Genomic DNA, 12,400 nt, shown 5'->3' with positions numbered 1-12,400 from the left:
TTTTCATTTATGAACAACGCCCTTCATAGAGGAAAGGGTGACGACAGACAGGTCAGTAAAGTCCTAGCAGCCCATTTGTTTAAAGAATTCTCTTTTCTTGGTTTCCCATTGAGTCATCAATGTTTGGTATTGCTGCTTTTGCTGATCATTCAGCAAGTTATAAATTTGATTTTTCATGGTGATTTTGGTTTTCATCATGTTGCCAATCAAAGTTGTTTTTTGCTGAATCAGTGAATCTAGTTTACCCTGGTCAAGAGTAGGCGACATCACCAATGCTTTCATCTCTTCGCGAATACTTTTCATTTGTGTCCAATTCGCTTTCATTGCGCTTTTGGCATTGTCTTTAATTGCCTTAATTTTATCTTGCTGATCCTGGGTTAATTGTAAAGTCTGAACCATTTCCTGCCATCGTTGTGCATGAGAGCACAGTTTGCCGCTATCAGTGCTTGCAGCTTGCGAGCTGGCGGCTGGCTGATCAGTTGCAGTGGTGCTGTCTGCATAGACAGGTGCGGCCAATGAGGCAGAGATAAACAATATTGGCAGCAATACTTTCTTGAACATGGTGTTCTCCTTGTTGTTTTAATTTTTATCCAGTTTTGAGTATAGACTCTAAATGAAAATAATTCTTGTTATTCAATTAAACTGATATCCATAATTAACAGGCAAACGAGCTGTAATCACTCATTACGATTGCCGCAAGCGCCTAAATATGATATAACTAGCGCGCTTTTAACGACACACACGTTTCGTCACATAAAGCGGGGTCCCCATGTGGGGTGCTTTATGGGAAGCGTGGAGGCATAACCCTTGGAGAAACAATGAATAACGTTAGTATGCGTGAACTATTGGAAGCGGGCGCTCATTTTGGGCATAGAACCCGTTTTTGGAACCCGAAAATGTCTGAGTATATTTTTGGTTCAAGAAACAAAATTCATATCATCAATCTGGAAAAAACACTGCCCATGTTGAATGATGTCGCCAACTATGTTGGCCGTCTGGCTTCTAACAAAGCTAAAATCCTGTTTGTTGGTACAAAAAGAGCGGCTCAGGAAAGCATTCGTGAACATGCAAAGCGTTGTGGTATGCCTTATGTTGACCATCGCTGGTTGGGCGGCATGCTGACAAACTACAAAACTGTCCGTCAGTCAATTTTCAGACTCAAAGAATTGAAAGAATTACGTGACAAAGGTGCTTTTGAAACTATGATTAAGAAAGAAGCACTGATGTTAAGCCGCGAACTGGAAAAACTGGAGCGTGGATTAGGCGGTATCGAGGATATGGGCGGATTGCCTGATGCTCTCTTCGTTGTCGATGTCGGATTTGAACACATCGCTGTTGAAGAAGCTCGTCGATTAAAAATTCCTGTCATTGGTGTGGTTGATACTAACAACAGCCCAGACAATATTGATTATGTCATTCCAGGTAATGATGACTCCATGCGTGCAGTGGATATTTATGTCCGTGTGGTTGCCGATGCTATTGCAGATGCAAAAAGCGGTAACACAACAGGTGGAGTAGCAAGCAGTGAATTCGTGGAAGTATCGTCTGCCGAGGAAGCTGAAAAAGCGGGTGAATAATTAACTTTGCTAAAGGGGCGCGTTGTCCAAGCATAAATCGGATATGAAGTACCTTCATGTCGATTTATGACTTGTCTGCAGCGCACCCCTTTTTTACTATGTGGAGAATTGAAATGAGTATAAGTGCTGCATTGGTTATGAAGTTACGTGAAAGAACTGGCGCCGGAATGATGGAGTGCAAAAAGTTTCTGGTCGCGACCAATGGTGACATTGAATTGGCCATCTCTGAAATGAGAAAAGCAGGCCAGGCCAAAGCTGACAAAAAAGCCGATCGCATTGCTGCTGAGGGCGTTATTGTGATTTCGCGTTCTGCTGACGGACGTAGCGCAGTCATGCTGGAAATCAACAGTGAGACTGACTTCGTTGCCAGAGATGAGAACTTTACCCGCTTTGCAGAAAAAGTGGCTGCAACAGCTCTGGAAAGTTCTGTCGCCGATGTTGCTGCACTTGCTGGTGAGACATTAAAAGATACTGGCAGCACCGTCGAACAGGCTCGCCAGGAGTTGGTTGCGAAGATTGGTGAAAACATCAAGATTCGTCGTATGGAAAGAATGTCCTGCGATGGTGTGATTGGCTCTTATTTGCATGGCTCAAGAATTGGTGTTCTCGTAGCCCTGAAAAATGGTGACGAAGCACTGGCAAAAGACATCGCAATGCATATCGCTGCCAGTCGCCCGATGGTTGTTAACCGTGATCAGGTTTCTGCTGAAGCAATTGAAAATGAGCGTGAAATCTTTACTGCTCAGGCCAGAGAAAGCGGTAAGCCACAGGAAATTATCGACAAAATGATCGAAGGCCGTATTAATAAATTCATTGATGAAGTCAGCTTGAATGGTCAGCCTTTCGTTAAAGATCCTAATGTAAAAGTGGGTCAGCTGCTGAAAGAAAAAGGCGCTGAAGTCATTGCGTTCCTTCGCTTTGAAGTAGGGGAAGGCATTGAGAAAAAAGAAGACAACTTTGTTGAAGAAGTGATGGCACAGGTTCGTGATTAATGATGAGCGATAATCACTTACAGTTAAAATATAAACGCATTTTATTAAAATGCAGCGGTGAAGCACTGATGGGGAAGGCCCAGTTCGGCATTGACCCCTCAGTGCTGGACCTGATCGCGAATGATGTGGCTGAACTGATCCGTATGGGAGTTGAAGTTGGCCTGGTAATTGGCGGCGGAAATCTCTTTCGCGGGAAAGCATTGTCTGAAGCGGGTTTGGGCCGGGTAACCGGGGATCATATGGGGATGCTTGCCACGGTAATGAATGCTTTGGCAATGAGAGATGCACTGGAACGTATTGACATGCCTGCAAGAATCATGTCTGCTATTCCTATGTTAGGTGTTGTTGATCCCTATCACCGGCGTAAAGCGATTACCCATTTACGTAATGGCCACGTCGTGATTTTTGCTGCGGGAACGGGTAATCCATTTTTTACAACTGATTCTGCTGCCTGCTTACGGGCGATAGAAGTGGGTGCTGATATTGTATTAAAAGCAACCAAGGTTGATGGGATTTACAATGATGATCCAATGATAAATCCAAAAGCCACTCGCTACGATTATTTAAGCTACAGACAAGTGCTCAGCGATGGCTTAAAAGTGATGGATTCAACAGCTATCTGTCTTTGTATGGATCATGGAATGCCGCTTCAGGTGTTCGACTTGTTTGCACCGGGCGCCTTGAAAAAAATTGTATCAGGTGAACGCGTAGGAACTATTGTAGGAGCCAATAATGATTAATGATGTCAAAAATGATGCTGAAAAACGAATGAAAAAATCCGTTGAGTCATTGCAGCATGAATTGACAAAAATCAGAACCGGAAGAGCAAATGCCAGTCTGCTGGATCATATTCAGGTAGATTATTACGGCAATCTCACTCCCTTAAACCAGGTCGCCAATGTCTCTGCCAGTGACTCAAGAACTTTATTAGTCACTCCCTGGGAAAAATCGATGGTGGCTGTAGTGGAGAAGGCAATTCTAACCTCTGATTTAGGGTTAAACCCAGCTACTGCTGGATCAGCAATCCGCGTTCCCATGCCGCCTTTGACTGAAGAACGACGAAAAGAATTGATTAAAGTAGTACGGGGCGAAGGAGAACAGGCTAAAGTAGCTATCCGTAATGTGCGCCGTGATGCTAATAACCAATTGAAGGAACTGGTAAAAGAAAAGCAAATCTCTGAAGATGATGAGCGAAGAGCTGGTGAGCTGATTCAAAAAATCACTGACAAGTACATCGTTGATGTTGATCATGTCCTTTCTGAGAAAGAAAAAGATCTGATGGCATTCTAATTGCCCTGATTTTTTGACTTTTCGATCGCCTCCGTGCCGCGCTTATGTGCGGTACCCACAGAATATGTGCCTTAAGAAGCTTGTGTCTCTCAAAAGCATCCTCTGAATACCGCGCAGCATTATTAGGTAAATAGAATCAAGCAACTAACCTGTCGTCTTTGCGAACGAAGTGAAGCAACCCAGATCGAAACTTGAACAAAGTAAGGATGGATTGCTTCGCTACACTCGCAAAGACGGTTTGTGTGCCCCTTCTTCACTTATGCAACAACGCCTTCCGCGCGCAGACGGCGAGCCCAGAGATGGATCCCCGCCTGGGCGGGGGAGGACAGTGCTCAAAGTGGATTGGAAACAGGGACGTTCTGAAGGGCTTGTTCCTGCTCTCCAGGTACACCGCTTCTCGTATCAGTAAATAATGGGAATCCTGAATTCAAAGAGGAGGGGCGTGTATTCGATCGCCACTGGCCTGCGTTTATTTCTGAATTCCCATTGTTTATCTCTAATGAAGGCTTTGGAGTTATGGTTTCTGTTGGCTCTTGTACCATATCTTGAGTCGCTGAATTGACTAGCTCTAATTTGGGAGCCGCTTTTTTAAAGCTAACCATTCGATTGCGGCTTGGATCTCCATTGCGAATCAATGGCACATCGGGCCCTTCAACAGCATAACCCAGCCCGCATTTAGCCAGACGCTCTTTCCAGTACGTCATTGGCTGAAAGTTTCTGATTTCCCTGATTTCTTTCTGCAATGGAACACCGGTAACCGCATTGAAAATAGTGTGTGCCATATGAGCCATACTCATTGATTCGTCATCAATCACATCATGGTCGACCAGTAAAAACCGCCCATCTTTGCGGAGTACCCTGCGTATCTCAATCAGGAACTTATCCAATTCCTTTTCGGGGAAATGATGTAAACCTACATAACAGGTTATAACATCCGCGCTATTATCCTTGAGATTTGCAAGAGTTGGATGATTGTATCTCAGTTTTTCAAAGCGATGATAGGGTCTTGGAAAACCAGTCTGTATATAATCAGTAATTGAGGGTTCCTTATAAACGGCAACAATTTGCCCCTTGATGGTACGATTATTTTGCTTAAACCCAGATACAAAACGCCCGGGATAGCCTATTTCAACAAGGCCATCAATAGTTGTCATGTCATCTGGTAACAAGGATTGCGCTTGAGCTCCCAAGTCTGTCTTGATGCTGGAAAGGGAGTTTAGTACTCGTCTGAAATCAGTGAGTGCTCCTGGCTTGACTTCAGGCAATCTGTGGCATAACTCCTCATAGATTTCTTCATGGGTATCTTTATATTTCAAGATGTCATCCATTAAGGCGATTAGCTTATCGCTGTCTATTCGCTGAAGTACATTATTTAAAAAGCCTGAAAAGCGCTTCTGGGTTTCCTTGTTTGCCATTACGGCTTTAAAATGATTTACCGCCGGGCTTTTTGTTGCAAGGTATTTTTGGAAGAATCCACTAACAAACAAATTATCAGGATCATATTCCTTTTTAAGCTCAATAAGTTCCGAAGCATAAGGATAGGATTTTTCAAAATCCTCAGGCGAGGAAACATGCTGATAGGGGAGATAATAGCTCCCGCCATGTTTCACTGCGAGTGCCTGCGCCTCCCTTAACCATTTTTGTACTGAAATTTTATCTTCATCGCTCAGAGACTGGTTAAAACAAAGCACCAATGCAAAACGATCGCCGTCGTGAGCATAAGAAAGTGGGGCTGCATCGTGTTTTAGAACAAAGCGGATGGAAGCATTTAGTAATATAACGTCATTGTCCATCAGCAACTGGCCTAATGCCAAGGTGAAAGCCTCTAAGTTTTCTTCTGGAACAAAAAATTCCTGCAGCCATTCACTTTCGCTTACTGCAGGATTAAACATGGCGTTGATAGGAGGCTGCATAATCTCATTGCGAGTCATTGGTGCACTATTGTTGTCCAGTAAGCGTGTTTTTTCCCATTCCCAATAGGTTTTGCGAATGAAGCGAAAACGGCGAGCCAGATTCACCATGATTTGGTTAAATCGGGTTCCGCGGGCTGATTCCATTCTTAAATGTGGCGCTGCAATTGGTTTTGCTGTGCCTTCTTTTACATAATTTACTGCGACACCTGAGCCTAGCAGCTTATCGGGATCTAATGAAAGGCGAAATAAATGCATTTTGATTTTGGGATCTTTCTGCACCGTTTCTCTGAAATAGGAGACATAGTCTTTGAGAGACACGTCAACACCACGCTCGTGCAATAGGTCGTTGTCAGTAAGCTGAATTTTAACACTGACAACCGTAGCCAGGAGTCCCAGACTTCCCGGGATTTTGTCAAACAATGGGTCTTCTGGAGTTAATGTGATCCGTTCCCCTTTGCCGTTGATAATATCCATCGAAAGAATGGTATTTGAAACAGTTCCTTTTGTGTGGTCCCAACCATGAATATTCGTTCCAATAGAACCGCCAACTGAAAATACATTGGAAGCCTGCATGACTTGCAGAGCCAGTCGGTGCTTGTTAGCCTCAAGTTGTATATCTGCCCAGGTCGCGCCTGCACCGACAATGGCAGTTTTCTCCTTTGAGTTGATTTCAACTTCATTGAGTTTTGAAAGATCAAGAGCGATACCACCTTTTACATCTTCAGGGAAATATTGTTTCCCCTGGCTTCTTCCGGCTCCTACAGGCATCATTTTTGTACCACTTCGACGCGCCTGTAGAAAGACTTCCTGTGCTTCTTCAATAGTTTCAGGTTGTTTTATCTCAACATTGGGCGCATGATGAAGACCACCACCGGAGGTAATACCTTTATCTTTACGGTCGGGAGTAAAATAAAAAATTACAAGCTTAGGTGAAAATAAGCCAACAACCGATGCTAGCAAGGCATAAAGATTGCGGCTAAATAAAGTACTGTATTTTTGTTGTTCTATTAAACGTCGCTCCTGGCGCTCGTCACTGGTGAAAAAAGAACCCAGTGCATAACGCAGCCCCAGTGCACCTGAGGTCAGCATATCTAAAAAAGATAGTGGTAAAAATAAGCCAACATAAACCGTCCGGGTTTTAAGATAGCTGAGGAATTGTCCGAGGTAGCTTTTGGGCCAGTTTAAATAGGCTCGATCAATTATCCCTGCAGCAACTGAACTGAAACGTCCTATTCCAGGCATTTTTTCTAAAAAAGTTCTAATACTTAAGCTCAAGGGCATTTTGTTTATCCTTAAAAATTATGAATGAATTTAGTTTCAACACCCTCTTGATTACTGAGCCGATGAAGGGTTTTATGCAGATCTCTTGCGGGTACATCGAAAAGGCAGAATTTTTTTGTACTATCAATGTTGTTCTCATAGGTATAAAGCGGGTCAACATGCCTGACCAGATTGGCCGCTTTTTGCCTTACATTAAGTTTTGCGCCATCCTCGGCCTCAATAATGCACTTGACCTGAACCTGTTCCTGTCCTGCCAGTAATCGGGTATGAATACCGTTTTGGGCCATCGCTTGAACAGCTGGCTGAAAAGCAGCATAGCGCGGAGCACTGATACGGGCATAGACTGAAGTGTATGATTGTCCGTGTTTTTCTTTGATTTTACCCCTTTCGTATACGTGATCATCCACGATTGCCAGCGTATGCTCTTTAGAAAGACTTTCTATTTTGTTCCTAAGCTGACTTTTTGCAACCTCGAAGTCAGTTTCGTCAGGAACATTCAGTTTAACCAGCAAGTCCGTGGTTGCTGGAACCAAATTATTATCCTGATGAAACCACCAGCTCAAGGGGCTAGAGATGAGGCGTCTTGCGAATAATTCTGTTGAAACTACTTTCCAACTAAACCAGTCGCCCCAGGTCCAGTTGTGGCAGGTCTTATACTTTGCCGCCAAGTCTTCATGAATTGCTTTATATTCATGATCGTAAAAAGGTATGGTCTGCAAATCTTTGGCGTATTTCTTGTAAAAATCAGCCAAATGCTGCTGCATTTCGCTAGGATTTTCCTTATTAAAGAAGGGAAAAGTAATTAGCGATAAAAGGGCTTTAGGCAAAAGCTCCATTGTGGTAAAAGCACTGACGAACACGTCCATTACCATATATTCAGAAGAAATTATCTCCCAGTGACTATTGTACTTTCGTGCTGCCTGATATGAATTATAAAATACTCTCCATAATCCCCCGATCTGCCGGAAGTAGGGGAAATGAAACATTGATTTATTTTGCCCCAGGTATTCGCCATACTCACTGGCCATTTCAACGTTTCGCCATTCTGGCCCGGTCATATAGGATTGATATTGCTCTCTCCTATAGCCTTCTTTATCAACTAGCTGTAGACGCTCATTCAGTTTTCTTAAAAATTTACCCACATTCATCCTCCATTTACCAGGTTAAAAATTGATTGATTCCTGAGTACTAGTCGTTCAAAATTGTTTTGACAATAATGGCGCGGATTGTTGCATGGATTCAAAATAGTTGTCAAAGTGTGTAAAGCTGAAGCTATAGTCCCTTGATATTAAACAAATATTTGCTAACATCTATCTGTTCACTTTTTTAAACACACACTCAGGAGAACTACGTGGATAAAATTCAACCCTTATTTACTATTACCGCCACATCGACAGGCGGACGAAATGGCCATAGTGAAACCAAAGACGGTATGGTTTCTGTCAATCTTTCAGTTCCCAAAGATTTAGGCGGTCAGGGAAAGCCTGATACAGCGACGCCGGAGCATTTATTCGCGGCTGGATATGCTGCCTGTTTTGGCGGCGCATTGGATTTCATTGCCAAAATGAACAAAAAAGATGCTTCCAAAGCAACAATTGATTGCAGTGTTTCAATTGGCAAACGTGAACCCACAGGATTTGCTCTGGCGGTTAAAATTAAGGTCGAAGATAAAACCCTGTCCCAACAAGATCTGGAAGCTTTAGTTAAAGAAGCACATGAAAAAATTTGTCCTTATTCGCACGCAACACGGGGCAATATCGAAGTGGACTTTTCGGTAATTGGGGGATAAATCCTGCCAGGCTGTTGGATCCATTCAAGTACATCGGTTTATTTGTTTAACCTGTCTGATTGAAGACTTGCCATATTGCAGAGTCATTAATTTACAGTAGAATGGGGATCATTTAATCAATGGTGTCCTCAAAATGCTACAGCAAGTAAAGACAGAAGGTGGTGTGTTTATTGAGTTTGAGCAACAATCGCTTGTTTATAACAATGCGATTGAGCCCTTGCTCGATAAGCTGGATTCTCAACGGGGCGCTTTATTCGCATCCAGTTTCGAATATCCTGGACGCTATACTTGCTGGGACATCGGTTTTTATAATCCACCGATGGCATTGGTAGTTAAACAACAAAGCGCCTCACTGCAAGCCCTTAATCGACGTGGTGAGATATTATTAAGGATTGCGCAGACTGCTTTAACCAACTCCGAATCAATCACCGTTACAGAAACTACCAAACAGGTTCTACATCTTGAAATAAACAAATCTGAAAAAATTTTCACTGAGGAAGAAAGAAGCCAGCAACCTTCCGTATTTAGTATTATCCGTTGTCTGATAGAGTTGTTTAAGTTGCCCGAGGAACCTTATCTAGGATTATATGGTGCTTTAGGATACGATTTGATTTTTCAGTTTGAGGGTTTAAAACAACATAAAAAAAGAGCCGAAAACCAGCGTGAAATGGTTCTTTATTTCCCTGATGAAATTTATATCGTCAACCATCGAAAAGAAGAGGCCTTTATCCGCCGATATGATTTTCAGTTTCAAGGGGAGTCCACTCAATCATTACCTCGTGACGGACAGTTTTCAGAATATCATGCAGAAAAGCAGCCCGATGTGTTTTGTGACCACAGGGAAGGAGAGTATGCCGCCGTTGTTGAAACCGCTAAAAAACGATTTGCCTGCGGGGACCTGTTTGAAGTAGTCCCCAGTCAGACTTTCTACGCTCACTGTCCACAAAAGCCCTCTGATTTATTTCGTAAAATGCGGACCGTGAATCCTTCCCCTTATGGTTTTTTTATTAATCTTGGTGAGGAAGAGTATTTGGTTGGGGCATCGCCTGAAATGTATGTGCGTGTGACTGGTGATATGGTGGAGACTTGTCCTATTTCCGGCACAATCAAGCGGGGAGGGGATGCCATAGAAGACGCTCATAATATTCAGCTTCTTCTCGACTCGGAAAAAGAAGCATCCGAGTTAACGATGTGCACGGATGTGGACCGCAATGACAAATCGCGAATCTGTGAGGCGGGCAGCGTTCAGGTCATTGGTCGAAGGCAGATCGAAATGTACTCACGCCTGATTCACACCGTTGATCATGTGAGAGGGATATTGCGAGAGGGTTTTGATGCGGTTGATGCCTTTCTTACCCATATGTGGGTAGTTACTGTGACCGGCGCCCCCAAATTATGGGCAATGAATTTTATAGAGGAACATGAGAAATCGCCAAGACGCTGGTATGCGGGAGCAGTAGGCTGGTTTGGTTTTAATGGTAATTTAAATACAGGACTCGTGTTAAGAACTATGCGAATCCAGAAAGGGATTGCTGAAATCAGAGTAGGGGCTACCTTATTATATGATTCAGATCCTGTGTCAGAAGAGCAGGAAACCCGATTGAAGGCTTCTGCATTTGTTGATTTGTTAAAGCCGGCTTCACAAACAATCAGCCTGGGTGTGTCGCAAATGCCTGGAGAAGGTAAAAAAATATTATTAGTTGATCACCAGGACTCCTTTGTTCATACGCTTGCGAATTATCTTCGCCAAACGGGTGCAGAAGTGAAAACCATGCGCTATGATCATGCGCTTGAATGTTTAAAATCGGAATCCTTTGACCTGGTGGTGTTGTCGCCAGGACCTGGTTGTCCGGCTGATTTTGAATTGAATAAAACCATTGCTACAGTCATTGAACAGGGAATTCCTTTGTTTGGCGTTTGTCTTGGATTGCAAGGTCTGGTGGAGTATTTTGGGGGAAAACTGGAAACGCTGACTTACCCGATGCATGGAAAAGCATCGGAAATCAGAGTGGAGAATGAATCAGCCTTGTTTAAGGGACTTGGCAATTCATTTACAGCGGGTCGTTATCATTCACTGTATGCTTCACGCCCGAGCTTCCCGGCAGAGCTTAAAATAACGGCAGCAACCGAGGATGGGGTTATCATGGCGATTGAACATCACAGCAAACCGATTTATGCCGTACAGTTTCATCCCGAGACTATTTTATCGCTAGCGAATCAGGCGGGATTTAAAATAATCAGTAATTTAATGGACTTAATTAATGAGATTGAAAGGACGACTGTGGAATAAAGTAGTCAGTGTTTACTTTATTTCGATTCTATTAGGGATATTGACCGGCCTGGCAGGTTCTTTATTTCAGATGGCCATCACGCATGTAAGCCAATTTATAAGCTGGGTGAAGTCATTCACTCAGGGACAATGGCTTATTACGCTGATGATTACCGTTTTTTTCACTGTACTGATGGTGATTATCGCATGGGCACTGGTTCGCTTCATCGCAGCAGAAGGGGCAGGAAGTGGGGTGCAGGAAATTGAAGGCACCTTGCTGCATAAACGACCTATTCATTGGCGGCGCTTGCTCCCTGTCAAATTTATTGGCGGCGTTTTAGCAATAAGTGCAAAGATGGTGGTCGGGCGTGAAGGACCTACTATTCAAATGGGCGGCAATCTCGGAGCGATGCTGGGAGAGTGGTTCAAGATACATAGAAATCGTCGTGACACGCTCATTTCAGCAGGAGCCGCTGCGGGTCTTGCCACCGCTTTCAATGCACCTTTAGCAGGTGTCCTCTTCGTAATTGAGGAGATGCGCAACGAATTTAACTTCAATTTCACCAACTTCAAAATGGTGGCTATCTGCTGTGTGATGGCTACCATTACCGGCCAATTGATTATGGGAACGGCGCCGGCAATTCCAATGGCTGTGTTTACTGAGCCAAGTCTGCATTCTTTGTGGTTATTTTTTCTGTTCGGATTAATCATGGGATTTGCAGGTTTAATATTTAATATTTGTTTGATGAAATGTCTGAGATTAAGTGATCGATGGAGTACCCCTCAGAAATTTATTTATGTTGCAATAACTGCCTGTCTGATTGGAATTTTTACTGTAATGTATCCCCCGATTGTCGGAGGAGGATATGACATTATTGAACAATCTTTAACCCTTTCTCCGCCGGTGTATTTGTTGTCGCTGTGGATTTTACTTCGATTTGTGACCACATTGATGAGTTATACCACCGGAGTGCCGGGAGGTATCTTCGCGCCGATGCTGGCACTGGGTACTCTGGCCGGCCTGGCGTGTTATAACATGCTGCTGTGGTTAATTCCCGAACTGGACATTCACCCCGGCATGTTTGCTGTGGCCGGGATGGGGGCACTTTTTTCAGCCGCTGTACGAGCTCCAGTGACAGGAATTATTCTGGTTGTGGAAATGACCCAGAATTATTCCCTGATATTGCCTTTGATGGTCAGTTGCCTGACTTCAACAACCGTTGTCCAGTTAGCTGGTAATGAGCCTATTTATACCCAACTGTTAAGGCGGACGCTTAAGAACGCCTGAT

10 protein-coding genes are annotated in these 12,400 nt (G+C 43.6%); 7 read left to right on the top strand and 3 right to left on the bottom strand.

The genetic code is table 11. The annotated features are described in order from the left end of the window. Positions 1 to 63: 63 nt before the first annotated feature. The gene (locus E1O89_RS04600; RefSeq protein WP_112217978.1) at positions 64 to 561 is read right to left on the bottom strand and encodes a Spy/CpxP family protein refolding chaperone; all 498 of its coding nucleotides are present in this window, start codon (positions 559 to 561) and stop codon (positions 64 to 66) included. 257 nt (positions 562 to 818) lie between these two features. On the opposite strand from E1O89_RS04600, the gene rpsB reads away from it, so the two are divergent. The 4 genes from rpsB (at position 819) to frr (ending at position 3,859) form a co-directional block, all read left to right on the top strand. Beyond that, positions 819 to 1,577 (top strand): 30S ribosomal protein S2, encoded by a 759-nt coding sequence (rpsB, locus tag E1O89_RS04595; protein ID WP_112217977.1) that lies wholly within the window; start codon positions 819 to 821, stop codon positions 1,575 to 1,577. A 113-nt stretch (positions 1,578 to 1,690) separates the two neighbouring features. Beyond that, a complete protein-coding gene (gene tsf, locus E1O89_RS04590; RefSeq protein WP_133139147.1) occupies positions 1,691 to 2,569 on the top strand; it encodes a translation elongation factor Ts in 879 nt (292 codons plus the stop codon). Beyond that, on the top strand, positions 2,569 to 3,309 hold the full coding sequence (gene pyrH / locus E1O89_RS04585; RefSeq protein ID WP_058506705.1) for a UMP kinase: 741 nt from the start codon (positions 2,569 to 2,571) through the stop codon (positions 3,307 to 3,309). Before tsf ends, pyrH begins: the two co-directional genes overlap by 1 nt. Beyond that, positions 3,302 to 3,859 carry a ribosome recycling factor gene (gene frr, locus E1O89_RS04580; RefSeq protein ID WP_133139146.1) on the top strand — a complete coding sequence of 186 codons (558 nt, stop codon included), beginning with the start codon at positions 3,302 to 3,304 and terminating at the stop codon, positions 3,857 to 3,859. The genes pyrH and frr overlap by 8 nt, the downstream gene beginning before the upstream one ends. Before the next feature lie 332 nt (positions 3,860 to 4,191). Here the strand turns inward: frr and E1O89_RS04575 are convergent, their stop codons facing one another. Together E1O89_RS04575 and E1O89_RS04570 are read right to left on the bottom strand one after the other, a co-directional pair. Then, positions 4,192 to 7,053 (bottom strand): FAD-binding protein, encoded by a 2,862-nt coding sequence (locus E1O89_RS04575; protein ID WP_133139145.1) that lies wholly within the window; start codon positions 7,051 to 7,053, stop codon positions 4,192 to 4,194. An 11-nt stretch (positions 7,054 to 7,064) separates the two neighbouring features. Then, positions 7,065 to 8,195 carry a hypothetical protein gene (locus tag E1O89_RS04570; protein WP_133139144.1) on the bottom strand — a complete coding sequence of 377 codons (1,131 nt, stop codon included), beginning with the start codon at positions 8,193 to 8,195 and terminating at the stop codon, positions 7,065 to 7,067. A gap of 209 nt (positions 8,196 to 8,404) precedes the next feature. Here E1O89_RS04570 and E1O89_RS04565 point away from each other — a divergent pair, with 209 nt between their 5' ends. The 3 genes from E1O89_RS04565 to clcA all read left to right on the top strand — a co-directional run bounded on the left by E1O89_RS04565 (position 8,405) and on the right by clcA (position 12,399). Beyond that, on the top strand, positions 8,405 to 8,842 hold the full coding sequence (locus E1O89_RS04565; RefSeq protein ID WP_133139143.1) for an organic hydroperoxide resistance protein: 438 nt from the start codon (positions 8,405 to 8,407) through the stop codon (positions 8,840 to 8,842). A gap of 133 nt (positions 8,843 to 8,975) precedes the next feature. After that, positions 8,976 to 11,132 (top strand): anthranilate synthase component I, encoded by a 2,157-nt coding sequence (locus E1O89_RS04560; RefSeq protein ID WP_133139142.1) that lies wholly within the window; start codon positions 8,976 to 8,978, stop codon positions 11,130 to 11,132. Continuing rightward, positions 11,122 to 12,399 carry a H(+)/Cl(-) exchange transporter ClcA gene (gene clcA / locus E1O89_RS04555; protein ID WP_133139222.1) on the top strand — a complete coding sequence of 426 codons (1,278 nt, stop codon included), beginning with the start codon at positions 11,122 to 11,124 and terminating at the stop codon, positions 12,397 to 12,399. Before E1O89_RS04560 ends, clcA begins: the two co-directional genes overlap by 11 nt. Position 12,400: the final 1 nt, after the last annotated feature.

This window comes from Legionella genomosp. 1, from assembly GCF_900640215.1.
GTDB lineage: Bacteria > Pseudomonadota > Gammaproteobacteria > Legionellales > Legionellaceae > Legionella_C > Legionella_C quinlivanii_A.
This window is presented reverse-complemented; position numbering and strand designations above follow the sequence as displayed.

Bases quoted from the DNA above. Each gene is read 5' to 3' on its own strand.
- E1O89_RS04600 (WP_112217978.1), bottom strand. From the start codon at position 561: ATGTTCAAGAAAGTATTGCTGCCAATATTGTTTATCTCTGCCTCATTG.
- rpsB (WP_112217977.1), top strand. From the start codon at position 819: ATGAATAACGTTAGTATGCGTGAACTATTGGAAGCGGGCGCTCATTTT.
- tsf (WP_133139147.1), top strand. From the start codon at position 1,691: ATGAGTATAAGTGCTGCATTGGTTATGAAGTTACGTGAAAGAACTGGC.
- pyrH (WP_058506705.1), top strand. From the start codon at position 2,569: ATGATGAGCGATAATCACTTACAGTTAAAATATAAACGCATTTTATTA.
- frr (WP_133139146.1), top strand. From the start codon at position 3,302: ATGATTAATGATGTCAAAAATGATGCTGAAAAACGAATGAAAAAATCC.
- E1O89_RS04575 (WP_133139145.1), bottom strand. From the start codon at position 7,053: ATGCCCTTGAGCTTAAGTATTAGAACTTTTTTAGAAAAAATGCCTGGA.
- E1O89_RS04560 (WP_133139142.1), top strand. From the start codon at position 8,976: ATGCTACAGCAAGTAAAGACAGAAGGTGGTGTGTTTATTGAGTTTGAG.